Origin of the sequence: Streptomyces sp. NPDC057743, from assembly GCF_042798755.1 — a bacterium.
GTDB lineage: Bacteria > Actinomycetota > Actinomycetes > Streptomycetales > Streptomycetaceae > Streptomyces.
In genome coordinates, this window is the sequence record NZ_JBHVJX010000003.1 from 290,321 (window position 1) to 314,330 (window position 24,010).

General features: G+C 71.3%; 24 protein-coding genes. 13 read left to right on the top strand and 11 right to left on the bottom strand.

What is annotated here, in order from left to right:
• Window positions 1-68: 68 nt before the first annotated feature.
• The 6 genes from ACFVFQ_RS04980 to ACFVFQ_RS05005 form a co-directional block, all read right to left on the bottom strand.
• Entirely contained in the window at window positions 69-1,532 is a 1,464-nt protein-coding gene (locus ACFVFQ_RS04980; RefSeq protein WP_383408779.1) for a glycosyltransferase family 87 protein, read from the bottom strand.
• Window positions 1,529-2,401 carry a class I SAM-dependent methyltransferase gene (locus tag ACFVFQ_RS04985; protein ID WP_383408782.1) on the bottom strand — a complete coding sequence of 291 codons (873 nt, stop codon included), beginning with the start codon at window positions 2,399-2,401 and terminating at the stop codon, window positions 1,529-1,531. Before ACFVFQ_RS04985 ends, ACFVFQ_RS04980 begins: the two co-directional genes overlap by 4 nt.
• Window positions 2,398-3,048 (bottom strand): DUF2064 domain-containing protein, encoded by a 651-nt coding sequence (locus tag ACFVFQ_RS04990; RefSeq protein ID WP_383408785.1) that lies wholly within the window; start codon window positions 3,046-3,048, stop codon window positions 2,398-2,400. The genes ACFVFQ_RS04985 and ACFVFQ_RS04990 overlap by 4 nt, the downstream gene beginning before the upstream one ends.
• Window positions 3,045-3,770 (bottom strand): glycosyltransferase family 2 protein, encoded by a 726-nt coding sequence (locus tag ACFVFQ_RS04995; protein WP_383408788.1) that lies wholly within the window; start codon window positions 3,768-3,770, stop codon window positions 3,045-3,047. The genes ACFVFQ_RS04990 and ACFVFQ_RS04995 overlap by 4 nt, the downstream gene beginning before the upstream one ends.
• A gap of 162 nt (window positions 3,771-3,932) precedes the next feature.
• A complete protein-coding gene (locus ACFVFQ_RS05000) occupies window positions 3,933-4,679 on the bottom strand; it encodes a Pr6Pr family membrane protein (RefSeq protein WP_383408791.1) in 747 nt (248 codons plus the stop codon).
• A 169-nt stretch (window positions 4,680-4,848) separates the two neighbouring features.
• Complete coding sequence (locus tag ACFVFQ_RS05005) at window positions 4,849-5,244, bottom strand: peptidase inhibitor family I36 protein (protein ID WP_383408794.1); 396 nt, start codon at window positions 5,242-5,244, stop codon at window positions 4,849-4,851.
• A gap of 661 nt (window positions 5,245-5,905) precedes the next feature.
• Between ACFVFQ_RS05005 and ACFVFQ_RS05010 the strand changes: the two genes are divergently transcribed.
• Genes ACFVFQ_RS05010 through ACFVFQ_RS05025 form a run of 4 tightly spaced genes read left to right on the top strand, consistent with a single transcriptional unit; the run spans window position 5,906 to window position 10,314 of the window.
• A complete protein-coding gene (locus ACFVFQ_RS05010; RefSeq protein ID WP_383408797.1) occupies window positions 5,906-6,292 on the top strand; it encodes a hypothetical protein in 387 nt (128 codons plus the stop codon).
• Entirely contained in the window at window positions 6,289-7,734 is a 1,446-nt protein-coding gene (locus ACFVFQ_RS05015; RefSeq protein ID WP_383408800.1) for a PrsW family glutamic-type intramembrane protease, read from the top strand. Before ACFVFQ_RS05010 ends, ACFVFQ_RS05015 begins: the two co-directional genes overlap by 4 nt.
• Window positions 7,731-8,114 carry a hypothetical protein gene (locus ACFVFQ_RS05020; protein WP_383408803.1) on the top strand — a complete coding sequence of 128 codons (384 nt, stop codon included), beginning with the start codon at window positions 7,731-7,733 and terminating at the stop codon, window positions 8,112-8,114. Before ACFVFQ_RS05015 ends, ACFVFQ_RS05020 begins: the two co-directional genes overlap by 4 nt.
• A gap of 52 nt (window positions 8,115-8,166) precedes the next feature.
• Window positions 8,167-10,314 carry a hypothetical protein gene (locus ACFVFQ_RS05025; protein WP_383408806.1) on the top strand — a complete coding sequence of 716 codons (2,148 nt, stop codon included), beginning with the start codon at window positions 8,167-8,169 and terminating at the stop codon, window positions 10,312-10,314.
• A gap of 46 nt (window positions 10,315-10,360) precedes the next feature.
• On the opposite strand, the gene ACFVFQ_RS05030 is transcribed toward ACFVFQ_RS05025, so the two are convergent.
• Window positions 10,361-12,742: a helix-turn-helix domain-containing protein gene (locus ACFVFQ_RS05030; RefSeq protein WP_383408808.1), complete on the bottom strand. Its 2,382-nt coding sequence runs from the start codon at window positions 12,740-12,742 to the stop codon at window positions 10,361-10,363.
• Window positions 12,743-13,090: 348 nt separating this feature from the next.
• On the opposite strand from ACFVFQ_RS05030, the gene ACFVFQ_RS05035 reads away from it, so the two are divergent.
• The 5 genes from ACFVFQ_RS05035 to ACFVFQ_RS05055 all read left to right on the top strand — a co-directional run bounded on the left by ACFVFQ_RS05035 (window position 13,091) and on the right by ACFVFQ_RS05055 (window position 17,120).
• On the top strand, window positions 13,091-14,152 hold the full coding sequence (locus ACFVFQ_RS05035; protein WP_383408811.1) for a BTAD domain-containing putative transcriptional regulator: 1,062 nt from the start codon (window positions 13,091-13,093) through the stop codon (window positions 14,150-14,152).
• A complete protein-coding gene (locus tag ACFVFQ_RS05040) occupies window positions 14,149-14,868 on the top strand; it encodes a DUF6585 family protein (protein ID WP_383408814.1) in 720 nt (239 codons plus the stop codon). Before ACFVFQ_RS05035 ends, ACFVFQ_RS05040 begins: the two co-directional genes overlap by 4 nt.
• A gap of 155 nt (window positions 14,869-15,023) precedes the next feature.
• Window positions 15,024-15,782, top strand: a complete 759-nt coding sequence (locus tag ACFVFQ_RS05045) for a PE-PPE domain-containing protein (protein WP_383408817.1) — start codon at window positions 15,024-15,026, stop codon at window positions 15,780-15,782.
• 270 nt (window positions 15,783-16,052) lie between these two features.
• Complete coding sequence (locus ACFVFQ_RS05050) at window positions 16,053-16,448, top strand: hypothetical protein (RefSeq protein WP_383408820.1); 396 nt, start codon at window positions 16,053-16,055, stop codon at window positions 16,446-16,448.
• 21 nt (window positions 16,449-16,469) lie between these two features.
• A complete protein-coding gene (locus ACFVFQ_RS05055) occupies window positions 16,470-17,120 on the top strand; it encodes a hypothetical protein (protein WP_383408823.1) in 651 nt (216 codons plus the stop codon).
• Window positions 17,121-17,177: 57 nt separating this feature from the next.
• Here the strand turns inward: ACFVFQ_RS05055 and ACFVFQ_RS05060 are convergent, their stop codons facing one another.
• Window positions 17,178-17,591 (bottom strand): VOC family protein, encoded by a 414-nt coding sequence (locus tag ACFVFQ_RS05060; RefSeq protein WP_383408826.1) that lies wholly within the window; start codon window positions 17,589-17,591, stop codon window positions 17,178-17,180.
• Between the two features lie 142 nt (window positions 17,592-17,733).
• Entirely contained in the window at window positions 17,734-18,303 is a 570-nt protein-coding gene (locus ACFVFQ_RS05065; RefSeq protein ID WP_383408829.1) for a TetR/AcrR family transcriptional regulator, read from the bottom strand.
• Window positions 18,304-18,374: 71 nt separating this feature from the next.
• Between ACFVFQ_RS05065 and ACFVFQ_RS05070 the strand changes: the two genes are divergently transcribed.
• Window positions 18,375-19,268, top strand: coding sequence for an NADP-dependent oxidoreductase (locus ACFVFQ_RS05070; RefSeq protein WP_383408832.1), 894 nt, complete (start codon window positions 18,375-18,377; stop codon window positions 19,266-19,268).
• A gap of 91 nt (window positions 19,269-19,359) precedes the next feature.
• Here ACFVFQ_RS05070 and ACFVFQ_RS05075 read toward each other — a convergent pair whose 3' ends face one another.
• Complete coding sequence (locus ACFVFQ_RS05075; protein WP_383408835.1) at window positions 19,360-19,875, bottom strand: DUF6879 family protein; 516 nt, start codon at window positions 19,873-19,875, stop codon at window positions 19,360-19,362.
• 158 nt (window positions 19,876-20,033) lie between these two features.
• A complete protein-coding gene (locus ACFVFQ_RS05080) occupies window positions 20,034-20,525 on the bottom strand; it encodes a MarR family winged helix-turn-helix transcriptional regulator (protein WP_383408838.1) in 492 nt (163 codons plus the stop codon).
• A gap of 123 nt (window positions 20,526-20,648) precedes the next feature.
• On the opposite strand from ACFVFQ_RS05080, the gene ACFVFQ_RS05085 reads away from it, so the two are divergent.
• The 3 genes from ACFVFQ_RS05085 (at window position 20,649) to ACFVFQ_RS05095 (ending at window position 23,969) form a co-directional block, all read left to right on the top strand.
• Entirely contained in the window at window positions 20,649-21,380 is a 732-nt protein-coding gene (locus tag ACFVFQ_RS05085) for a dienelactone hydrolase family protein (protein WP_383408841.1), read from the top strand.
• 412 nt (window positions 21,381-21,792) lie between these two features.
• Window positions 21,793-22,902 carry a polyprenyl synthetase family protein gene (locus ACFVFQ_RS05090; RefSeq protein WP_383408968.1) on the top strand — a complete coding sequence of 370 codons (1,110 nt, stop codon included), beginning with the start codon at window positions 21,793-21,795 and terminating at the stop codon, window positions 22,900-22,902.
• Window positions 22,903-22,961: 59 nt separating this feature from the next.
• Window positions 22,962-23,969: a hypothetical protein gene (locus ACFVFQ_RS05095; RefSeq protein WP_383408844.1), complete on the top strand. Its 1,008-nt coding sequence runs from the start codon at window positions 22,962-22,964 to the stop codon at window positions 23,967-23,969.
• The last annotated feature ends 41 nt before the right edge of the window (window positions 23,970-24,010 follow it).

Below are 24,010 nucleotides of genomic sequence, written 5' to 3' on the forward strand. Positions count from 1 at the left end.
GTCGGGGCGTCGGGACAGTGCCCACAACAGCGGCCTCCGCGCCGCCACCATCCATCCCTGCCTCCCCCTCAGGCGGCCGTGCGCACTCCCCCGCGCCGTCGCCCCCGCGGCCACCGCCCCTCGTTGGCGCGGAGGAAGGCACCGGTCGCGACGGCCGCGGCGGCGGCGCCGTAGGTGACCGCCTGGAGGGGGAAGCCGATCAGCAGGGGGCCGGCGAGGTACAGGACCGCGGCGGCGAGGGGGACGGCCAGCCATTCCCCGCGGCCGTCCAGGGCCACGAGGGCGACGACGGGCAGGGCGTACCAGGGGTAGTTGGGCGAGACCAGCAGCAAGGTGGCGCCGGTCGTCAACAGGGCGCCGTGCCAGGGGCGTTCGGGGTCACCGCGAAGCCAGACGTAGCCGGCGAGCAGTGCGAGCAGCACGACGGCGGCCGCGCCCGCGGCGGCGTCCGGTAGGAGCAGTCGCAGCAGGGCGAAGCGCTGCACATGCCCGGACGCGTAGCCCTCCTCCTGAAGGTATCCGGGCAGATAGCCCAGGACTTGGGCGCCGGACGCGAGGAGGTACGGCAGGTAGAGGAGCGCGACGGTGGCGAGCAGGGGTGCGGCCAGGCGCACCACCTGGGTGGGGCCCCGGCGGCCGGAGAGGGCGCCGGGCAGGGCCAGGGCGGGCAGCAGTTTGACGGCGACCGCGGCGCCGAGGAGGGCGCCGCGGCGGCTCCCGGCAGTGGCGGTACTGAGGGCGAGCACGGTGAGCAGGACGCCGAGGGTGTCGATGTGGGCGTTGTTGACCGCTTCGAAGGGGACGAGCGGGCACCATGCCCACAGGGCCACGCGGGCGGGGGCCCGGGAGGGATCGCCGCGCCGGCGTGCCACGGCGAGCAGGGCGAGGGTGGTGCCGAACGCGAGGGTGGCGCCGCCGACTTGGAAGGGCTTGTGGCGGCTGTCCGGTGGCGAGAGGGCGTGCACGGCGAGGAACCAGCCCTCGGCGAGCGGTGGGTAGATGGTGGGGACGGTGGGGCGGTTGATGCGGGTGCACAGCCCGCTGTTGGTGCGCGCCAGGGGCGGGCCCGCGCAGGGGCGCTCGGTGGGAAAGAGCCAGTCGTCGCGGAGCTCGGCGAGTTGGGGCGCGGCGGGCGGGTGGGCGTAGGGCGAGATGCCGGCGGCCTGGACGCGGCCGTCCCAGGCGTAGCGGTACATGTCGGTACTGGTGCGTGGTGGGGCGGCCAGGCCGGCCAACGCGACGGCGGCGGCGCCGGCCAGGACGAGTCCGGTGGCCGTGCGCGCCGGGATCTTGCGCACGGCCCACGCAGCGGTGGCGAACAGCGCCCAGGCGGCGACTTGGCCGGCGAGGAGGCGGCCGGGGGCGCGGTGACTGTCTCCGGCGCGGAGCGTGGTGACAAGCACGGCGGTGAGCGCGGCGAGGAGGGCGACGGTAACTGCGGTGCGGATGCGGGTGGTTGTGGGCTTCGCGGGTGCGGTGGGGCGGCGGGACGGCGGCGGGGACAGGTGGTGGGGGGCGGCGCTGTGGGTCATCGGTGGTCGGGCCTTGTGGTGAGGGTGGGGGGCGGTTCGTGCCACCCGGGGTTCGGGCGGTGCAGTGCCACGAACGGGCGCCCGCCGACCGTCCATGCGTCGGTCGGGTGCCAGTTGGCCGCGTCGGCGGCGCGTAGCAGGGCGGTGGTGCCCAGCCGGGCCCAGCGGAAGGGACGGCCGTGGCGGCCCCCGGCGTCCTCGACGCGGACGGTGAGGCGCTCGTCGACGTCGTGCGCGGCGGCCTCGGCCAGCAGGCGGCCGCCCGGGGTGACCAGGGCGCTAAGGCGGGCGAGCAGGGCGATGGGATCGCCGCCCATGCCGATGTTGCCGTCCATGAGCAGTGCGGTGCTCCAACGGCCTTCCGCAGGTAGGCGGTCGAAGACGGACCGTTGCACGGCCCGGCCCCCGAGGCGGCGGGTGTGGGCCACGGCGGCGGGGCTGACGTCCACGCCCAGCGCGGGCGTGCCCCGGGCGGACAGCGCGACCGCCATGCGCCCGGGGCCGCACCCGGCGTCGAGGACGGGGCCGAGGCAACGGTGCAGCACGCTGGTGTCGGCGGCGTCGGGTGCCGCGCACCAGCGCTCGACGTCCAGGGGCAGCAGGTCGCCCCACCAACCAGGGCCCTGCGGAGGGTCCGAGGGCGGCAGACGGCGCAGGAAGAGCGGGCCGCGGCCGGTGCGCAGGGCGCGGGCGTAGGGATGGTTCGCCCACGGCTCACCCCCGTGCGCGGGCGCGGGGTGGTCGGTGAGGGGTGTTGCGGTGGGCGGCTGGGTCGGGTTCGCGCGCTCGATCGGCGGGTACCGGCCGAGCGCGGTCCGTTGCGTCGCCGCGGCGGCGAGGCCCTCCGCGCCGCTGGGCCGGCCGCTCACCGGGCCACTCCCGCCAGGGCGTTGGCGGTGGCGGCGAAACGCGAGTGGGCCGGGCAGCGGTCGGCGACCGGGGCGATGTCCGCGGCGGTGTCGACGTCCCGCAGCTCCGGCAGGTCGGCGACGGTCAGCCCGGCGTCGACGAGTCGACGGCGCTGGGTCGCTCCGGTGCGGTCGGTGGACATCGGCACGCCGGGCACGAGGGTCGCGGCGTGCCTCGGGTCGGCGAAACCCAACGCCCAGAACCCGCCGTCGGCGGCCGGCCCGAACCAGGCGTCGGGCGCGTCCCGGCCGATGTCCACCAGGTGAGCCGTGGTCAGTTGGGGGGTGTCCATGCCGACCAGGAGGGCCGGCCCGGCGTCGCAGTGGGCGAAGGCGGCCGCGATGCGCTCGTCCAGGCCGCCGGGTGCCTGGGGCACGACGTCGAAGCCGGGCGGCAGCCACGGGCCGGGGGCGCCGTCGAGGACGAGGATGCGGCGCCGGGCGGGGGTTTGGCGCACCGTGTGCAGCGTGTCGGCGAGGGCGGCCGCGGCCAGGGCGGCCGCCTCGTGCGGTGCGTAGGGCGGGGTGAGCCGGGTCTTGGCCCGCCCGGGGACGGGTTCCTTGGCGATGACCAGCAGCGTGGCCGACCCTTGGGCCGGGGCGCTCAACGCCCGGCTCCCGGAAGGCTCGTCGCCCGTACCGGGGCGACGGCCGGCCGCTCGGCGAGCACGGCGCGCATGTCGCGGACCGCGTGCCAGGTGCCGCGCCAGGTGCCGGTGACCTTGGAGCGCCCGGTGCGCGGGTGGTAGGGCACGTCGGTCTCCCGCACCCGCCAGCCGGCGTCCGCGGCGCGGACCAGCATCTGGAGCGGGTAGCCCGAGCGCCGGTCGGTCAGGGCGAGGTCGGTCAGCGGAACGCGGCGGGCGGCGCGCATCGGCCCGAGGTCGTGCAGGCGCAATCCGGTGCGCCGGCGGATCAGTCGGGCCAGTTCGAGGTTGGCCAGGCGGGCGTGCGGGGGCCAGGCGCGGGGAGTCGTGGGTCGGCGGCGCCCGAGGACCAGGTCGGCGGTGCCGTCGAGGACGGGACCGGCGACGTCGGGGAGCCGCCCCGGGTCGAGGGAGGCGTCGCAGTCGCAGAAGCAGACGACGTCCGCGGTGGCGGCGGTCAGACCGGCGTGGCAGGCGGCACCGAAGCCACGGCGGGGCTCTTGGACGACGTGTGCGCCGAGGCTGCGGGCGATGTCGGGGGAACCGTCGGTGGAGCCGTTGTCGACGACGATCGCGCGCCAGCCCGGCGGAATCCGGTCCAGCACCCACGGGAGTGCCTGGGCCTCATCGAGGCAGGGCAGCACGACGTCGACCCGGGTCGGGGAGGGTGTTGTCTCACTCACCCCCCTCACCTTACGAGAACAAAAGGGGCATAAGGGATTTGACGTCCTTACGGATCGCTGACGTCCCGCGTCGCGAACACGCCTGTTGCCCCTCGCCGCGGACCGCTCCGCCGGGGCTCGGCGGAGCGGTCCGATGGGCGGCGGGGCGCACGCTCCCCGGCGTCAACCATCCAGCCGGTCAAGGCCCGCGGACGGTATTCGGTTCCGGCGGCCGCGCAGGGCAGGGCGGATCCGGTCGAGGACGACGAGGGCCAGGGCCAGGACGTAGAAGGCCAGGGCGAAGACCACGGAGTCGGTGAGGACGCCCGCGTAGCCGTGGAGGTCGACATCGAGGAAGGGGTAGGGGTAGCGGCCCTCGGTTCCGGGGGCGAGGAAGGCACCGCGGATGAGGGCGAAGGGGAGATAGAGGAGGGGGTAGATCAACCACTGCCAGGCAGAGCGGAACAGGAAGGCGCCGGGGGCCGTGAAGGCGAGCCAATCGAGGAAGGCGGCGAGTGGGGTGGCGGTGTGGAGGAGTTGACTGGCGGCCGTTTCGAGGGACGTGCGCTGGCTGGTCATGGCGAAGCCGCTGGCGTCGTTGGACAGCACGAAATGGAACACGAGCCCGGTGATGCAGATGTACAGCAGTGCGGCGCCGGTGATGCGTGGCGAGAGGGCCGGCCGCCCGGTCCAGGCACGGTGGGCGGACCATACGAAGACGACGACCAGCAGGATGTTGGACTGGATCGTGAAGTAGCTGAAGAGCCGGCCGAGATCGTGCGAGGCGATCACGTCCAGTGCAATGCCGGTGACGCCGATCAGGGCCGCGAGCACCCGGAAGGCAGCCGCGACGGGGCGGCCGGTCCGGGCCGTGGACTCGCCGGAGGCCGCAGCGACCGTCGAGGTTGTGGGGGATGTCGGATCGAGCATCGACCCACCCTACGGTCAGGCTCCGGAACGGCTTCCTCCGGCTGCCCGTTCCACCGCCGGCACCGTGGGGCACCCAGGGACAACGACTCCCCTGGGTGCCCTTCGTATTGCTGCGGGATGCTCCGGAAGGCGCGGACGCGAGCCGCTTCGACTCAGCCCGCGCGCCGGGTCAGCGGCGGTGCGTCTCCCACTTGTTGGACGCCACGTCGTGGCCGAAACGGTGCGGCAGCCGCACCTCGCCCCGGTTGCGGCCGACCTCGATGCGGTGACCCTTGAAGTCCTTGTGGTCCCAGATCACGGCGTCGTGACGGCCGTTGTTGTAGACCGACTCGATGTGGCGCAGGGCCCGCTTGTGCAGCAGGTTCCGGTTGTCGCCGCGGATCACGGTGACCCGGCCGGTGTAGTGGGCGCCGGAGTAGGCGCACAGCGCACCGGACGCGCAGTTCCGAGGGGCCTTGTGGCCCTCGTGACCCTCGTGGAAGGGGGCCGCCTGGGCGGTGGCGGGGGCGGCGAGCGCGAGGACCGCGGCACCGGCCAGCAGCCCGAAGGCCGTACGCGTAGTCATGGCGGTGATACCTCCTGGTAAGTGTCTTGTTCTGATGCCTTGGTGGCAGAGGAAAGCTGGCACACCCCCAGGGCTCGTGAGCCCCGCCCATCTGCACAAGCAGTGGCTCCGGCACGCTCGACGAATCGATTCTCCGATCCGTCAACTCCCTCTCCGCAGTGGCTGGGAAAGGCCCCTGCGCGAGGGCGTTCACGCAGGTCAGTCGGAGGCGTTGGGCGGCTTCGTCGGTCCGGTGGCGGGGTAGAGGTGGCCGCGCCGCTCGGGGGCGCGATCGCCGGGTACCCGCAGCCGGAGAATCACCCGGAAGGGGAAACAGCAAAGCGCACTTTCATATCGCGCCGCCCGAACCGGTTGCGGTGGCGCCACCCGGAGCGCGGAGCCTGCCGGGGATGACCGGGGACCACCAGGAGTCGCGAGAGTCCACCGGCAACCCGCCCCACCAGCAGGCCCGTTGTCATTTCACGGCGATTTCAGCGGCCGCCCCTAACGTGCCGCACAAGCTGTCCGATGGCCGCCCAGCCCCCTCGTCACCGGCCCGGACCTCGGCACCACCCCGGCGACTGCGCCGCCGCGGCCAGGAACGACCGGCCACACGTCACCGGCCACCGGCCCCTGGTCACCGGCCCCTGGTCACCGTCCAACACGAAGAATGGTGGGAAGAGTGAAACGGGCAATCGACGCGGAACACACGGACGACGGGCCACCGGGCGTCCAGACGCGGCTCGTCATGATCGGTGGACTCGCCGGCGCGGTGCTGCTGGTCGCCTCGCTGGCCATCAACCTCGGCGGCTCCATGGACGTCAGCGTTCCGAAGATGCCGAAGCCCCCCTCGATGCCGACATCCCTCCCCACGTCCCTTCCGACCTCCTTCCCCACACCGCCCACTTCCCTGCCGTCGATCCCCCCGGGCTCATTGCCCACCGGCCTACCGACCAACATGCCGACCGACCTGCCGACCAACCTGCCAACCGGTTTTCCCACCAACCTGCCGACCAACCTGCCCACGGACCTGCCCGGTCTGCACGGCAAGCCGGGAGGTGACTCATGAGGCTTCCCGCCGGCCTGCCCGTCCGGGACGACCCGATGGTCCGTGCCAGAGCGCTGCTCATCGGCCGCATCGCCATCGCGCTGTACCTGCTCGAATTGGTCCTCGACCTCACCCGCCCGCGGCTGACGCCGGACGAGCCGGCCCTGTCCATCTTCTACAAACTGCCGGGCAACTTGGGCTCGTTCTCCCAGCTACTGGCCATGCCGCGCGCCGTGTTCTGGACCGTACTGGCGGGGATCGCGGCCGGCGTGCTCATCCAGGTCTACGCGGTCATCACCCGTCCGTCCGACCGGCGTTCGGTGCTGCTGACGTGGTTGACGCTGGGGTGCCTGCTGCTGCCGTTCGGGCTGATCCCGCTGAGCGTCATGGTGGAGTACTTCCCGGCCGCGCTCGCCTGTCTACCCAGTACGGCCGCCGTGCTGTTGCTGCTGCACGGCGGAGTGCGGTTCGCCCGGGTCCCGTTGAGGGCGCTGCTGGCCGCGTTCGCCTGGGGCGCGTTGATCGTCTTCGGGTTCGGCCGCGCCTGTAGCGGGCTGGTCTTCGGGGCCCTCAACGGCTACCTGGGCGGCACCCCCTCGGCGACCGATCCCGGCCGGATGCTCAAGAGCCTCTACCACCTCATGGGCCTGACGATCCTGCACCTCGACGCCGTCAACGAACTCGCCGTCGCCGCGGGGGTGGTGCTGCTCCTGTTGATGTTCCGGCACCGCGTCACCGATGTCGTGACCGGTCTGAGCCTCGGCGCGGCCGTCGGGCTCGGGTACAACTTCGTGGAGAGCGCCCTCCTCATCAAGATCTATGGTTCGTTGGGCTCGTTCCTCGGTGTGTCCGGCGGCTTCGAATACTGGATCCGGCAGTCGGTCGGCCTGCTCGGCGGGCAGGTGACGTTCGGTGCGCTGCTGGGGGCCGGGCTCGGTCTGGCCGCCAGGGCGCGGCGGCGCGGGCTCGTCGCCACGGCCTCGCTGGTGGCGGCGATCGGCGGCACGTCGGGCGCCGAGACGGTGTCCGGGTGGCTGTCGCGCCAGGTCCAGGGCCATGTCGAACTGGGCAGCGCGTTCGACACGTTGGTGGTCTCGCCGCTGCTGTGGCTCCTCCCGCAACTGCCGTTCGCGGCCCTGGCCATCGCGCTCCTGGTGCACGGGTTGCGGGAACGCGGGCGGGTGATGCGGGCCGCGGTGCAGCAGGAGGCGACGGCGGGCGCAGCCATCACACAGGCGGAACTGCCGGTCCTGGCCTCTGCGGCACGGCGGTTCTGGGCGGTGGTGGGCACCTGGCGCTGGTACGGCCGGGGTTCGGCACGCGCGCTGCACCGCCTGCAGACGGCCCAGTTGGAACTCGCGGGCCGACATGTGCACAACGATCCGACCGACACCTCGCAGGGGGACGAATTGCGTACTCGCATAGTGCGGTTGAAGGGCGACCTCCCGGCGGTGACCCGATGAGCGCCCCCCGCAGCAGCTCCGGCCGGACCACCTTGCGCCTGGCTGCCGTAGCGGCCCTGTTCGCCGGGATCGTGCCGCTGCTGACCGCGCAGGAGGCATCGGCCTGCGATGTCGGCTACGGCTACCGGCCGTCGGTGAACATCAACGACATGCTCCACCGCAGGACTTGCTCCACGGGCACCTCGCTCGCCGGCGCCGCGCTCGTCGACGCCCTGGCACTGACCGGCATCGTCGGCGCGGGCTGGGGCGCCTACCGACTCGGAGAACGGGACTCCGGCTCGTCTTCCAAAGGCCAGACGGAACCCAGCCCCGCGCTGACCGCCTACCTCCACGCCGCGGGCGCCATCCCCGAACCGCCGGAGGTGAGCCATGAGTCGTAGGAGCGGGCGCCTCGGCGCGCTGCTCGCCGCGCTGGTCCTCGCCGTCTTTCCGGTGTTCAACGGCGCGCCCGCGGCGACGGCTTCGGATTCCGGCAAGGCCAACGCCCACATCGTCCTCATACCGCCGGGCCCTGACCCAAACGAACAGCAGCTCCAGAAATACTCCCAACAGATCCTGGACAATCCGCTGGGAGCGGAGCTCTTTCATGCCTGGGACACCATCAGGCACCACCCCTTCCCCGTGACAAACGTCGGCGTGGGCTTCTTCACCTTCGACTGGATGACGCACGACAGCACATTGGAATCGTGGGTCCGCGACGGATCTGAGTCGTTTCTGCACAACTTGCGGCAGGAGGCCGAGGACACGCCACCACCGTGGGCCACGAAGGGCCTCCCTCCGCAGGAGAGACCTCGCTATCCGCTGTGGGTCAGCATGATCTCCGACGATGCCCACACCGCCCTCTACAACGAACTCGGCGTGCCCTACTCGGATTCCGATTGGGACTTCGATGGCTGGCAAGCGTCACCGGTGTTGCGGATCGCGACCGCCAATGCCCATTCGGGCCACTCGGAAGTGAACATGCTCGACTGGCTCGACCACGCCGTTCCGGCAGCCCTCCGCGGTGTGGCCCGCACCTCGGGTCAGAAGGCCGAAGTGCCGGACCTGGCCAAGAAAATCATCGTGCGCTCGGCAGCCGGTCTCGCCGGTCTGCGCACGCCTTGCGAAGACGAGAAGGGATGCGAGACTCTCCTGAAGAGCCGCGCTCCTTTTCCGCGTTCGTTCTCCGTCATCCGGTTCGGTGAGTCAGGTTCGGACCTCGCCAGGCGCGCAGGCAGAGTCCTCAACGGCGGCGGCCTCTTCACCGCGCTGCGCAAGGAGTCGCACAAGCGGCTGGCTCGCGCGGCCGAGGAGGCGGACGGCAATGTCGGGCTGTCCGGCCCCTGCGACGTGGGGAAGTCCGCGATGTCGTTGGCGTCGCCGTGCGGTGAGGGCGATAAGGCCAGTGGGAGCGGCCTGGCCCAGGCGCTCTCCTCGGACGCCTACGGCGGCGTGGACTTCTCCACCCTCCGGCTGCGCTACATGTCGGACGATCCTGGCTCCGGAGTGAAGTACGCCTTTTCCGGGAAAGCCGCCTCGTCGGGGCTGACGCGGGACATGAACGCCAGCCTGGCCGCCCTGAAGAACAGCACGGCGGACCTACGCACATGGCTCACCCTCAACCCCAACAAGTTCTGGGTCAACCTGAATCCGGACGAGCCGGACCGCATCGTCGACCCCGATCTGGGTCAGACGAACGCCGGGCGTGCGCTGCTCGAAGCGGATCTGCGGATGAAGCGGGACGCGGGCCGTCTCGTGGACCCGAAGACGCCGTTCGGCGCGCGGTATTGGAAGGCGCTCGGCGCGGATTCGGGGCCCGTCTGTTATTCGTCGCGGCTGTGGATCGTGCCGGGGGACGTGGAGGTGCGCCAGGACGGTTCCTCCCTCTATGTCCTCAAGGCGAAGCTCAACGTCAAGACGCAGGCCATGAAGCTCAACGCCATGGGCAACGCCTCGTGCAACGCCGACCCCAAGACCACGGCGCGCAACGAGCGGCTCGAACAGGAAACGGTGGCGCCCAAGATCACCGAAGCGGTCAACTCGGCCCCCGAATACGCCCCGATTCGGCAGGCGTTCCTGGCCCGGGTCGTGGCGCAGTGGATCCGCGATCGTCATCAGGACGGCCACACCACGTCGTTCGACCGCCTCATCGACTCGCACGAGCTGGGCCCCGCCAAGCTCCAGGGCCCATGGCGGCCGCGGAAGGTGTACGACAGCTTTCTCCGCTCGATCCGGAACGGCGACTTCACCTACAAGCAAACCGCTCGGGTCGGCAACTCGACCGTCACCTACGTGATGCGGACCGGGGGCGTCGACTTCAGCAAGGTGAGCACCCAGAAGCTGAGCGCCGCGCGGATGGACGAGCTCTACCCCGGCCTCGCCCGATCCGCCCGCAACTCGACCGGCCATCCCGCCTCGACCTCGGACGGGACGCTCTGGCTGGGCGAGGCGGCCGGCTCGCAGCCTGCCGGCGTCTGGTCCACGATCAGCACGTACGTGGGCGGGCGCACCGGCCTCCTCGTGGTCCTGCTGGCGGCGTTGGGCATCGTCGTGTTCCTGCTCCGCGACGGCTCGGCCCTCCGGCGGAAGAAGGCCGGTTGACGCATCGACAGGGGCTGCCTCGCCCACGCCTCGGCCGTCGTCACCGTTACGGTGTGCCGGTTTCGGGGGCGGCGGGTACCGGACTCCCGGGGACTTGCTCCGCCGTGTCAGGGCGCGGGGAGCGGTAGGCGTGGGCGAGGTGGTGTTGCAGGCGGGCGTGGCGGAACTGGTAGACCGCGCCCGCCTGGCGGAGTACGCCTCGCTGATAGGCGTCTTCGAGGAAGGCGATGACGGGCCAGGGAAGCCGGCCGGTCAGCGGCAGCCAGAGTCGGGAGAAGACCGTCCACTGCCCCCAGGAGGTCAGGCAGAACGCATAGCCGAGGGCGCCGCCGAGCCCGCTGATGATGCCCAGCTTGAGCGCGGCCGTGAGGTTCCAGACGACCGGTCCCAGGACCGCCGACGCGGGGCCGATCACCGCCAGGGACCCGAAGTCGACGAGGGCGCCGAAGACCGGGGCCCAGATGAGGAGTTGGGTGACGACGGTGCGGCCGTTCGTCCGGAGCAGGCTGACCGGGTTGAGGGCGGAACGGATGTCGAGCGGGGTCTCGAAGAGGGTGAGCAGGCCGAGGGTGGGGCCGGCCGCCAGGGCGAGCATCAGGCCGTAGATCAGGCCGTCGCCGAGGCCGCTGGCCAGGATGACCGGGAGGCTGGCGTGTTTGACGACTCCGTTGAGCACCCCGCGTACCACGCCGTAGCCGGCGCCGAACACCAGGCCGCAGAGCACCCCGAGCGCCAGACGGCGCAGGGTGTGCCGCCCCGATCTCCCCTCCCTGCTGCGGATCTTCATGCGGACGACGGACGGCTCCACGGCCGCGTCCTTGGCCGCGACCAGGAACCAGTACGCGATCCCGAACAGGAGCCCGGCGAGGAGCCCCGCCACCAGCCCGTCGATGAGTTGGTAGGCGAAGGAGTCGAAGAGGATGCCGACGACGCCGTCAACGAGCGCGACGGCCAGGCCGACCACCAGCGCGGTCACCAGGGTGCGGGTGGTGCGGCGCATTCCGTAGCCGAGGCGCCACCATTCCAGGTTGGGGGTGTCGAGCCGGTTCAGGTGGTGGGCGAGGTAGCCGAGCCAGTGCCGGGCGCGTGCCGGGTCCCAGGTGCGCAACGACGCGCTGCCGGGGCGGTGTTCGGGGCGGGGCTGGTAGGCGGTGGTGAGGAACTTGTCGAGGAGGTGGTCCTCCAGTTCCTCGGGGGTGCCGAAGCGGCGGGTGTCCAGCAGAGCGGCCGGGTCGCTGTCGGGGTCGTCGCTGTAGACGGCGCGGGCGAGGGTGACCATCAGCGGAGTGGTCAGCACCGCGGCGAGGTTGGTGCCGGCCCGGCCGTGCGGTCGCTCGCGCAGTTCGCTGAGCACGGGTTCCCAGGCGGTGGCCGAGCGGCCGCGGGCCTTGCGGGCGGTGCGCGGCAGGTAGTCGGCGAGGTCGTCCAGGGTGAGGTCGGTCAGTTCGACCGCGGCGGCGGAGGTGAGGACGTCGGTCTCGGCCACTGCGGCGGCGTACTCGGACGGACGGCTCGTCAGCAGCAGCGGCAGCGTGGTGGCGTTGAGGGCTTCCAGCGCGGGGCGGCGCAGGCCGTCGGCGATCTCGTCGAAGCCGTCCAGCACGGGGAGGATGCGGCCGGTCTCGACGAGCGCGTCGGCGAGGTTGGTACCGCCGCCGGGCCCCGGGGCGGGGGCCGCGAGGCCGGGGTGGTCGCGGGTCAGTTGCGCGGCGAGCCAGTCCCGGAGCGTGATGGCGGTGGGGTCCCATGAGCCGATGCTGAAGATCACCGGCACGGCGTCGGCGCGGCCCCGGGACGCCAGCCGGTCCAGGACGAACCGCACGGCGACGATCGTCTTGCCCGAGCCCGAGCGGCCCAGCACCACCAGCCGCCCGGACGGGATCCGCCGGTACACGTCCACGATCGCGTCGAGTCGGCCACCGAGGTCCAGGGGGCCGTGGGCGCTCCCCGGGGGCAGGCGGCGGATGTTGGCCCAGTGGTCGGTCAGTTCCTCGGCGACCGTCCGCCAGCGCACCGGCAGCGGGTAGGGGTCGTGGACCTGCCGCTGTTCCTCCTCGCGCCGCCAGCGGGCGGCCACCGCCTGCGCGATCTGGTCGGAGACGTCGGCCAGGGTCTGGTGGAACGGCGAGCCCGCCGGATCGCCGGCCGCCGGCTCGGGAGTGGCGGGCGGGGCGGGCGGCTCTTCCGGAAGGTCACCTTCCGCGGTCCGGCGGACGGCGCTCGCCAGCAGCCGTTCGCGGTCCTCGGGGCTCAGCCCGAGCGCATCGGCCAGCAGCCGCACGGTGGTCACCCGTGGGTCGGCGCGCTCGCCGGTCTCCAGCCCGCGGATGGTGCGGACGCCCACTCCGGCGCGCTCCGCCAGCGCCTCCTGGGTCAGGTTCGCCGCACGTCGCAGCCTCTTCAACAGCGCGCTGAACTCACTGGTCACGGGTATCGGCCTTCCCCCAACGTGTCGATTTCCCCAGGTGAGGACTCTAGCGCGGCCACCGGCCGGATACGGCCGGTCTGCCGGCCTGTCCGTTTGACCGCTCCGGGACCAGCGTCGAGGGCGTGTCCGATGGGTCAGGGTCGGGTAGGCCGCGGCGTCTGGTGCAGGGGGCACCTCCCAGCGGTAGCTGGGGGCGCATCGCAAGGCGCCGGAGCGGCCTGATAGCGGAGCTATTGGGACGTTTCGGCAACGCCGCGAGGTGCCGTGCCAGGCGCCGCGGCCCCGGCCATGACCCATCGGACACGCCCTAGGGCAACTGCCGACCGCCTCAACCCAGGAGAGCCCGCAATGCCGACGACCGCGGCCCTCGACCGTCCGACCGTCACCAAACTCACGCATCACGAACGTGCGGTTCTCCGCGCGGTCGGCTGTGGTCTGACGGACAGCGAGATCGCCCGCTCCCTCGCCCTCCCCGATGGCGCGGTCGATGACCACCTCGACCGGATCCTCGCCAAGTTGAAACTGCGGGACCGGGCCGCCGCGATCGTGCACGCCTTCGACTGCGGGCTGGTCGTCCCCGGCCGGGGCCCCCGCGTGGCGGCTCCGCCCGTGCAGCGGGCCGCCGTCCGCCGCGCGCCCGAGCAACGGGTGCGGATCTCGGTGCTCGGGCCGCTGCGGGCCTGGCGCGACGGGCAGCCGGTGGATCTGGGGCATCTGCGCCAGCAGGCCGTGCTGGCGGCGCTGGCGCTGTGCCGCGGCCGCGCGGTCAGCAAGGACGAACTGCTCGACGGGATCTGGGGGATGGAGCCACCGCTCACCAAGGTCGTGCCGGTGTACATCTATCGGATTCGGAAGGTCCTCCAGGTGGAGAGCGGCACGGAGTCGGTGATCGAGCACGACCGGTGCGGCTACCGGCTGGTCCCGGGCGCGGTCGAGGTGGACGTGGCACGCATGGAGGAACGGGTCACCGCCGCCGGTGCGGCCGAGCGGAGCGGTGAACTGGACGAGGCGGTGCGCTGCCTCACCCGGGCGCTGGAACTGTTCTGCGGGGAGCCGCTGGCCGGACTGCCGGGCCCGTTCGCGGAGTTGGAGCGGCTGCGGCTCGCCGAGCGCCGGACCGGCCTCGCGCTGCGCAAGCTGGACCTGCAACTGCGGCTGGGCCGGCACGCCGAGGCGGTCGACGAGCTGTGGGCGCTGGCCGCGGCGCAGCCGCTGGACGAGCCCGTCGCCGCGATGCTGATGCGCGCGCTGTGTCTGAGCGGCCGGCAGGCCGACGCGTTGACCGTGTTCGATCGCACCCGCCGCCGGCTGGCCGACGATTTGGGGGTGCCGCCGAGCCAACTGCTGCGGCGGACGCACCGGACGATCATGCGTGGGTGCGATGCCGGCCCCGCCGCGACGGCGCCGTGACCAGGTCGACGCCGCGCACCCGCGGCGAAGAGCTGCTGCTGGCGCGGATCTCCGCGGCGGCCGGCCGCGCGCACCTCGGCAGACGGCTGGCCACCCACACGACAACCGCGTACCGCGCCCGCACCCGGAACGGCCCGTTCCGGCCGGCCCGTTGGCTGCCGGCCCTCGCCCGATACGGCCGGTCCCCCGCGACGCGGGCGAGCCCGAACGCGCGACTGGATCTGTACGAGCACGGGTTGACCGTCGCCGTGAAGGGCCGGATTCACGTCGTCCGCTACGACACCACCTCGGTCTTCCGACACCGCACCCGGCCGCGCGACTCCTCCCCCGCCGGTGCCACCCTCCTGCACACGCTCACCGACATCGAGCACAAGCGTCTGGTGCTGCGCGGCGGTCCGGACGGCGGCGACGCGCGGGACTGGGAGCACGAGATCCAACGGGCCGTCACCCGCGCCCAGTTACCCGGCGCCCTGGCCACGCTCCACCGGGGCGAGCGCGTCTCCTTCGGGGACGTCTGGCTGAGCAGAGAACACCTCGGGATCGGAGAGCGGTGCACGCCCTGGGCACGGGTGCAACGGATCGGCGTGGTTGAGGGTTTCCTCCAGCTCACGGTCGACGGCGAGTGGCGCAGATGGGGGCCGCCCCTGCCCAGGATCCCGAACCTCTTTGTGTTCTGGGCGCTCGTGGAACGCTGTCGCACCGACGGCACCCACTGACCGCCCCCCCGGACGCGGGCCCCGTGGACTTGCCCAACCGGCAGCGCATCCCCGTTTCATCCCCGTTCCAACATCCACGGCTAACGTCGTGCCCCCACACAGCACTTGCCCCACACATCCCACACGTCTCACCCGACTCAAGGAGAAACAGCGCGATGACCCTGCGCACCAGAGGGAAGAAGGCCATCGGCGTGGCCGGAGCGGCGGCGGCCATGGTGGCCCTCACCGCCGCGACGCCCACCGTCGCCCAGGCCGCTTCGGTGCACCACTACTACCTGGAGGTCGGCGGCACGGGCTCGGCGGCGCCCGCGCCCGGCTGCACCTCCACCTACGCATTCGCCAACAAGCATCTCAACGGCGGTATTCCGGTACCGGTCTGCTATCCGGCGAGCGCCGGCCCCTGGCTCAACGGCCACAACGCCCCGGACACCCACGCCCTCAGCTACGACGCCAGCGTCCGCGAGGGCTACCGCAACCTGCTGGCCGCCGCCGAGAAGACCTACCACCGCGACCCCAACGCCCGCTTCACGATCGTGGGTTACTCCCAGGGCGCCCAGGTGGCGGACCAGGCGCTCCGGACGATCGCCGACGGCCGCACCGCCATACCCCGCTCACAGGTGAACGGCATGCTCTACGCCGACCCGATGCAGCCCGGCACCGGCATCTGGGCGCGGGTGCCCCAGGGTTGGAGCGCGCTGGGATTCACCTCCACGGGGGCCGCTCCGGCGAAGTACGACGGCGTCCCGGTGCGGCGCTTCTGCATCCGCACCGACCTGGCGTGCGACGCCACCTCGATCCGCTCCGTCCCCGGATTCCTCCAGCAACACCCCAAGTACTGGCAGGACGGCAACGTCATAACGCAGACCATCGGCCACACCGGCGGCGACGGCGTCACCTGGTACGACGCCCAATAGGACGTCAACCGCCAGCGCTGCGGGGCAGCAGCCGCCACGAGGCCCGGCCTGCCTCGCCAACCGCCCCGCAGCCAACGGCGCTTGCTCCATGGCCGCACCACCCGCGGCCCCGCACCCCACCAGGTTCCTCACCCCCACTAGGTTTCATCGCCATTTCAGCGCCGCCCACGAGAGTGGTGCGGACAGGGCGCCGGACCATCGGTCGTGCGCCTGCCGCGTCCGCACCCGGATCCGTAGGGTGCGCACCCTCAGCGAGTGAACGGGTTCCCCATGAACGACCTTCTGCACAAACTGGTCTCCGGCGCCATCACCGGCGGGCTGATCGCCCTGGTGGGATACCTCAGCATGACCGTGCGCAGGCGCCGGGTCGCCCGTGAGGAGGCCGCCGCGCCCGCCCCCGTCGAGGACCCCACCCAGACCATGCTGCGGCAGGCCCAGCAACTGGACGCCAGTCGCGACGAATTGGCCATCCAGGGCCGGCAGGCAGACGCACTGGCCCGGGCCGGGGAGGCCGCCGACGCCTGGCGCGCGCTCACCCAGGCCCGGCCGGGACGGTTCCAGTCGGAACACCGGGCAGCGCTGCACCGGCTGAGCGAACTCCTGGATGCCGAGGGGCAGGAGCAGCAGGCGGCCCGGATCCGCCAGGAAGCCATCGGCCTTTCCTGACCGAGCAAGGAGAAAACGCCCATGCCCGCCGCGATCTGGTCCGGCCGGAACGCCACTCCCGAGCAGACCGCCGTCGACCTCACCACAGCGCTGGGAGAGGAACTCGGCCTCAGCGCACCGCCGTTGGCCATGACGCTGCCGGCCGAGAGCACCGGCGTGCCGGCCGGGAGCCTGCTCCCACCGCGCGCACGGTTCAGCGGAATGCCCGTGCCGACGCACTGCTTCCTCTACGTCGACGCCCAGTCCCCCCGGCGCTTCGAACTCCGTGCCTCGGTCCTGACCGGGCGCTCGGGCATCCGCCGAAGCCTGGGACTGGGGCACCTCCTCTACGCCGTGCCCCTGGCCCCGACGGTCCCCTCGCCCATCGAACTGAGCACGCCCGCCGGTACCACCTCCGCCCGCTTCGAGGGCGATCCCTCGACCGCGGAGCGGCTGAACCGGAACTCCCATCTCGTCGACGCGGCCCGCGCGTTGACGCCCACCACCGCCGGCCCCGACCGCAACCACACCTGGCAGGTGGCCCGCCGGCTGGCGATCGAACCGCTTCCCGAGAGCCCCGAGGGTTCGGTCCTGCTCGTCCAGACCCTGCACCGCCCCACCACGCGCGCCTGGTCCCTCTGCGCCGCCGCGGTGCTGGACTTCGCGGCCCGGGTGGAAACGACCCTCGGGTAGCACCGGGGCTCCCGGACGAGCGCCACACCGTCGGGTGGGCGCCTCGCAGGGCGCCGTTCAGCCTTGCGCCGCGCCGATGTTGACCATCCAGCGGACGCCGAACCGGTCCGTGCACATGCCGAACGTGTCGCCCCACATCTGCTTCTCCAGGGGCACGGCAACGGAGCCCCCGGCGGACAGTCTCTCCCAATAGCCGCGCAGCTCTGCGTCGTCGTCGCCACTGAGGCTCATCGCGAAGCTGTCGCCCGACGTGTACGTCATCCCCGGCGGGGTGTCGCTGGCCATCAGCGTGAAGCCGCTCGGGGTTTCCAACATGCCGTGCATGACCTTGTCGGCCCCCGGCGCACCGGCCTGACCGAACTCGCCGAAGGTCTTCAGCTCCAACGTGCCGCCGAAGACCTCCTTGTAGAACTCCATCGCCTGTCGGGCGTCGCCGCCGAAGGTGAGGTAGGGGTTGAGACGCGAAGCCATGGAAACCTCCAGGGTCGGAACGAACCATCGGATGTCCCAAGGCTAGGCGGGACCACTGACAACGCCCCGGACGTCTGCCGACAACGCCCGCCCCACTCACACTTCCGCCCCATCAGTCCCAAGAGCCCCAGGCCCCTTGGCCTCAGGCGACTTCCCAGGCCGCCTCGATCATCTGGAAGATCTCGTCCACCGCGGCCTCCGGTTCGGGCGCCTCGCGGGCCAGTGAATAGGCGTCGAGCACGAACCTCGCGATTGCCCGGCAGGTCGTGGCGGTCTGCGGCAGGTCGCGCTCGGCGGCGATGGCCGTTGCCAGCGCCTGCGCATGACGCAGCCTCATCAACTCCTCGTACTCCCGCAGGGCGGGCGTTGCGTCGATCATGCGCCAGATCGGGGCGGCACCGTCCGCCGTGCAGTGTCGCACCATGGCCCGGATCTCGCGGCGCAGCGCGGGCAGCAGCGGTTCGCGCGGCGCCCGGTCCGTGACCGCCCGCGTGAGGCGTTGCTCGAAGTCCTGGTCCCGCTCGAACACCAGGGCCTCTTTCGAGGCGAAGTGGGAGAAGAGCGTGGTGACGGCCACGTCGGCCTCGGCGGCCACGTCGCGGATGCCCACCGCGTCGTACCCGCGCTCCAGGAAGAGCCGCAGGGCGGCGTCGGCGATCTTCTGACGGGTCGCTGCCTTCTTGCGCTCGCGGCGTCCGGACGGCTCGGTCATGACCCTGAAACTATCAGATACGAAACCCGAACGGTTTCAAAACACTAACCGTTAGTGTTACGTTCCACCGCATGAAGAGAGTGAGCTTCGCCGAGTTCGGCGGTCCGGATGTTCTGCAACTCGTAGACGCCGAGGAGCCCCACGCGGGCCCCGGCCAGATACGCATCGCCGTGCGCGCGGCGGGCGTGAATCCCGTCGACTGGAGGATCCGCGAAGGTCAGTTCCAGAAAGTCCATCCGATCGAGCTGCCGGCCGGAGTCGGGCTGGACGCCTCGGGGGTGGTGGACGAGATCGGCGAGGGCGTCGAAGGGATCGAGCTCGGCGACCGCGTGTTCGGCGAAGGTACCCACGCCTACGCCGAGTTCGCCGTGCTGTCCGCCTGGGCCCGCATGCCCGGGGGGCTGACGTTCCAAGAGGCCGCCGGATATCCATCCGTGGTGGAGACCGCGCTGCGCATCCTCCGCGAGGTTGGTGTGCGGTCCGGGCAGACGCTGCTGGTCAGCGGCGCGTCCGGCGGCGTTGGCTCGGCGGTGCTGCAGATCGCCCGAGACCGCGGTATCACGGCGATCGGCACGGCCGGGGCCGCGAACCAGGACTATCTGCGCGGCCTGGGCGCCCTCGCCACAACGTACGGCGAGGGCTGGGTCGAGCGGGTGCGGCAACTCGGCCGCGTCGACGCCGCCCTCGACCTGGCGGGCTCGGGCGTGATCCGCGAACTCGTCGAACTGACCGGAGATCCACAGAGGGTGGTCTCCATCGCCGACCTCAGTGCGCCGGAGCTCGGAGTCCGGTTCTCCGGCGTGGCCGGGAGCGTGCCGGACGCGCTCGCCGAGGCCGTCGATCTCATCTCGCGGGGCAAGCTCCATATCCCGATCGAGAAGGCGTACCCGCTCGCCGAGGCCGCGGCGGCGCACGCCGACAGCCAAGCCGGCCACACGCGCGGGCGCCGGGTCCTGACGATCTGAGCCTCTTCCCCCGCAGTTGCACGACCAGGCATGCAGGCAAGAAGCGGTACGCCGCCGGGGGCAACGGCGCCCCCGGGGCGGCCGCCCCGCCTCAGCCCGGCCTGTACTCCTCGTGCGGAATGGCTCGTTCCCACACGGCCTCAAACGCCGAGCTGGCCAGTTCCACTACGGCCGGCTCGGTGCGCCACTCCCGCTCAACCACCTCACCCACTCCGGAGAAGTGGGTGAACAGCACCGACGATCCGTCGAACATCCACAGGTCAGCGCCGGGCAGCGGTATGTCCACCGCCTTGCGTCGAGGGAGCCAGCGAATCAGCTCCCCGGCGGCCACGTTGGAGAAGCTGATGTCGTACTCGTACTTGATGTAGTCCGTCACGGGCTCGGACACGATGCGCGCCCGCCGCATGCTGACGCCGCGTTCCGTCGCCTCGGCCACCGAGTCCAGGAACGGTCGCCACCACGTTGACCGGTCCGCGGCGGGGTCGAGGCGCTTGCCGTTCTGCCACGCGAGGAAGTCGGGATCGCTGGGCTGATAGGCGTCGCGCATCTCCAGGTGGATCGCGGAGTGCCGCGCACTCGCCAATCCCTCAAGAGCCAGGTTGGTCACCGGCGTTGTCCTTCCACCACGGGATGTTCTGACGCATGGGCTTCGGCAGCCGAACCATGAACGATCGACTTACGCCCTAGTGCGACCATTAACTGGCCAGAATCGATCGTCAAGAGTGCCAATTCGGTCATGCGGGCGCCCTGGTGACACTGCGTGGGTCAGGGGGTTCGCGTGTGGTGGTCCAGCAAGCGGGTGAGCAACTGCACGAGTTGCTCGCGTTCGGCCGGGTCCAGCGGCGCGAGCAGTTCGTCGTGGAGGCCGTCCAGGACCGTGTCGAGGCGGCGCAGTTGCCGGCGACCCTTGGCGGAGATGGTGATGACGTTGCGCCGCCGGTCGTCGGGGTCCGGTGCGCGCTTGACCAGTTCACGCTCGGCCAGTTCGTTGAGCACGCCGACCATGTCGCTGCGGTAGATGCCGGTGCGCCCGCTCAGCGTCGCCTGGCTGCCCGGCCCGAAGTCCTGCAACGAGGCGAGCACGGCGTAGTGCCACTTGCGGGCGTCGATCCGGGCCAGTCCGTCGTTGATCAGCCGGTCCGACCGCACGGTGAGCTGCGACAACAGTCGGCTCGCCCGTCGACGCAGCCGGTCGGGCGTCCTGGGTGTGCCGTCGTCGGGCATGTCCGCGGCTTCGTCCCTGCTCACGGCGCTCATCCTATCCATTGCGTTAGTGAGACTAACGATATACGGTCACCCGGATCGACAACGTTGGTGCAACTAACGCTAGTTGAGTGGACACCAAGGCAGCAGCCCACGGAAGCAACGGAAAGGAAAGACTTGCCCCTCAAGACGGTTCAGATTCCCACCACGGACGGCCGGGCCGACGGATTCGCCGCCTTCCCCGACGGCGACGGGCGGCACCCGGGGGTGCTGCTCTACGCGGACGCCTTCGGCATCCGGCCCGTGCTGCGGGACCTGGCCTGCGAACTGGCCGGGCACGGGTACTACGTGCTCGTCCCCAACTTCTTCTACCGGCACGGCCCGACGCCGGTAATCGAGCTCCCCGAGCACATCGGAGAGGACCTCCGACCCGCGCTCGTCGAGCAGTTCATGCCCTTGATCCAGGCGCACACCGCCGAACGCATCCTGCGCGACGCCGACGCCTACCTCCAATTCCTCGCGTCCCAGCCCGAGGTCAGCACCGGACCGGTCGCGGTGACCGGCTACTGCATAGGCGGTCTCCTGGCGATGCGCACCGCCGCGGCCCACCCCGACCGGGTGGCCGCCCTCGCCGGATTCCACTGCCCCGTGGACACCGACGAGCGTCTCCTCGCCAAGCTCACCGCCCAGATCCACCTCGGCCACGCCGCAACCGACCTGACGCCCGAGGCCCTCACCGAGCTCAACCGAGCCCTGGACACCGCGGGCCTCGACTACACCTCCGAGGTCTACCCCGGCACCCTCCACGGCTTCACCATGTCCGACACGGAAGCCTTCAACTCCGCTGCCCTGCAACGGCATTGGGACCGCCTGCTCCCCCTCCTCGGCCGCACGCTGACCCGCAGCTGAGGCGCCAACCGGAAACGGCCCTGGCGCCCTCCTGCACGCCGGCGACGGCCTTGCCCCGGCTTCCGTTCGGGGCGCTCGCTACCCAACGTGCCGCTTGCGCGCACGGGTTCGCGCCTTCAGCCGGTTGCCACAGTCGCCATGGAACACCACCGGGCCGTGCCGGGACGACTGTGATCGATGAGGAACAGATTGCCTTGCACGGCGCGCGCCATGCGCTTGGTCGGGTGTGGAGATGTTGTGACATGCCGTCATGCAACGCCGTCAAGGGTTGCCACCCTGCGGCAGGGCGAGTTGCCTGAGGTGTCGGGAGCCTGGGCGACCGCCCGTCCCGCGCCCGGTCGACCCACGACCGGGCGCTGGGCTCCTCGGCCAGCGCAACGCAAGGCAATGACACATGACGTTCGTTCCTCAGGTGCCACCCGTGCCCCCAACCATCCCGACAGTCCTCGCGACCGGCGAACTCGACCTGCCCGCGGTCCGCTGCCGCATCGACGCGCTCCTGACCGCGTTCCTGGACCGCAAGCAGGCCGACGCCGGCGCAGGCAGCCTGCCCGGTGAAGTCCCTGCGGCCTTAAGGGACTTCCTCGCCGCCGGCGGCAAGCGGCTGCGCCCGATGCTGTGCGCCCTCGGCTGGTACGCCGCCGGCGGCGCCGCTCCCCCACCCCGTTCGGTGCTCCAGGTGGCCGCCGCGTTGGAGGTATTCCACGCCTTCTGCCTGGTCCACGACGACGTCATGGACGACTCCGCCACCCGTCGCGGCAAGCCCACCGTCCACCGCGCCTTCGCCGACCGTCACGCCGCGGACCACCCCGGGCGGGCAGCCGATCGCTTCGGCGCCAACACCGCGATTCTCGTCGGGGACTTCGCCCTGGCCTTCAGCGACGAACTCCTCCACACCGCCCGCCTCTCCCCTCCCCAACTACTGCGCGTATTACCTCTGTTGGACGCCATGCGCTCCGAGGTGCTGTACGGCCAGTACCTCGACGTGGACGCCACCGGACGCCCCAGCGGCGACATCGAGCGGGCCCGGGCGATCATCCGCTACAAGACCGCCAAGTACACCTGTGAGCGCCCCCTGCACTTCGGCGCGGTCCTCGCCGGAGCGTCCCCGCAGTTACTGGATGCCTTGTCCGCCTACGCCCTGCCACTGGGGGAAGCCTTCCAACTCCGTGACGACCTTCTGGGCGTCTTCGGCGATCCCCAAGTGACGGGCAAGTCACGCCTGGACGACCTCCGCGAGGGCAAACACACCCTGCTCATCGCCCTCGCCCTGCACGACGCCGCACCGGGCGACCGGGACCTGTTGCACCGCCTCCTCGCCAACCCGCACCTCACCGAGGCCGAAGCCGCGCAGATCCGCGACGTCCTCACCGCCTGCGGTGCCCGCGCCCACATCGAAGACCTCATCGACCAGCGCCGACAGGCCGCCCTCGACGCTCTCAACACCAGTCCAGTCATCACGCCCGCTGCCCTCCCCCATCTGAGCCGCCTGGTCGACACCGTCACCCGGAGGACCTCGTGAACGCGACGGACACCCGATGACCACGACTCGGAGCGCAAGTCAGCACATGGGAGGTGCACATGAACTGCCCGAGCATCACCGTTCCGTTCCCCCTGCGCCTCAACGCGCACCTCGCCACCGCCAGACAACGGGATCTTGCCTGGGCCAGGCGGACCGGGCTCATCTCGACCCCGAACGACGAGCGGCGCTACCGTTCGTGGGACATCGCCCTGTTGGTCGCGGGATGGCTGCCCGACGCACCGGCAGACGGCCTGGAACTCGCGGTCAACGCCTTCAACTGGTGCACCATCTACGACGATCTCCACGTGGGCGAGACATCCACCGACTTCCGCTACGCCCAGTCAGTCGGCGAGCCGCTCCTCACCTACCTGGAAACCGGCGTAGTGCCCGCCCACGCCTCCCCCTTCCTCCTGGCGCTCCATGACGTAATCACCAGGGAGAAGGAGCGCTGCCCGACGGAGAACCACGCCCGCCTGACCCGGGATTGGGCCATCTTCCTCAGTTCGACCATGGAGGAGTCAGGCAACAGGGCGAACCGAAAACCGCTGAGCCACCGCGCGTACCGTGACTTCCGGAGAAGGACCGGTGCCGTTCACCTGATGACCGACCTCATCGAGGTGGCCAACGGCTACCACACCACCGCCAGAATGCGCGCCGTCCCCGCCTTCCGCTCGCTCTTCGACTCGACGAACGACGCCATCTGCTACATCAACGACCTCTACTCGCAGACCAAGGAGGAAGCGGCCGGGGACCACCACAACCTCGTCTTCGTCTTCGAGCGGGAGCTCGGCTGCACGCGCCGGGAGGCCGTCGAGCGCACCATCGCCGCCGTACTCGAAGCCTGCGACAACATGCTCCTCCAACAGTCGCGGATGCGGACGGCGTGCCGCCGGAGCGGCCTCACCCCCGAAGAGAGCGCCCGCGCCCTCCGGTTCGCACACGACCTCAGGTATCCGGTCTCCTCCATGGTGTCGTGGCAACAGAAGAGCGCCCGCTACACCCGCCCGGACAACACGCCCTACACAAGCGTCCTGCGCGTCAGGAGCGCACCAGGGGAGGGTAGTTGAGCTCCCATCAGGTCCTCGCCCGCGTGTCAGGTACGGATGCG

Bases quoted from the DNA above. Each gene is read 5' to 3' on its own strand.
- ACFVFQ_RS05045 (WP_383408817.1), top strand. From the start codon at position 15,024: ATGACCCTGCGCACCAGAGGGAAGAAGGCCATCGGCGTGGCCGGAGCG.
- ACFVFQ_RS05055 (WP_383408823.1), top strand. From the start codon at position 16,470: ATGCCCGCCGCGATCTGGTCCGGCCGGAACGCCACTCCCGAGCAGACC.
- ACFVFQ_RS05060 (WP_383408826.1), bottom strand. From the start codon at position 17,591: ATGGCTTCGCGTCTCAACCCCTACCTCACCTTCGGCGGCGACGCCCGA.
- ACFVFQ_RS05050 (WP_383408820.1), top strand. From the start codon at position 16,053: ATGAACGACCTTCTGCACAAACTGGTCTCCGGCGCCATCACCGGCGGG.
- ACFVFQ_RS05080 (WP_383408838.1), bottom strand. From the start codon at position 20,525: ATGAGCGCCGTGAGCAGGGACGAAGCCGCGGACATGCCCGACGACGGC.
- ACFVFQ_RS05065 (WP_383408829.1), bottom strand. From the start codon at position 18,303: ATGACCGAGCCGTCCGGACGCCGCGAGCGCAAGAAGGCAGCGACCCGT.
- ACFVFQ_RS05000 (WP_383408791.1), bottom strand. From the start codon at position 4,679: ATGCTCGATCCGACATCCCCCACAACCTCGACGGTCGCTGCGGCCTCC.
- ACFVFQ_RS05035 (WP_383408811.1), top strand. From the start codon at position 13,091: ATGCCGACGACCGCGGCCCTCGACCGTCCGACCGTCACCAAACTCACG.
- ACFVFQ_RS05020 (WP_383408803.1), top strand. From the start codon at position 7,731: ATGAGCGCCCCCCGCAGCAGCTCCGGCCGGACCACCTTGCGCCTGGCT.
- ACFVFQ_RS05095 (WP_383408844.1), top strand. From the start codon at position 22,962: ATGAACTGCCCGAGCATCACCGTTCCGTTCCCCCTGCGCCTCAACGCG.
- ACFVFQ_RS05015 (WP_383408800.1), top strand. From the start codon at position 6,289: ATGAGGCTTCCCGCCGGCCTGCCCGTCCGGGACGACCCGATGGTCCGT.
- ACFVFQ_RS05005 (WP_383408794.1), bottom strand. From the start codon at position 5,244: ATGACTACGCGTACGGCCTTCGGGCTGCTGGCCGGTGCCGCGGTCCTC.
- ACFVFQ_RS05070 (WP_383408832.1), top strand. From the start codon at position 18,375: ATGAAGAGAGTGAGCTTCGCCGAGTTCGGCGGTCCGGATGTTCTGCAA.
- ACFVFQ_RS04980 (WP_383408779.1), bottom strand. From the start codon at position 1,532: ATGACCCACAGCGCCGCCCCCCACCACCTGTCCCCGCCGCCGTCCCGC.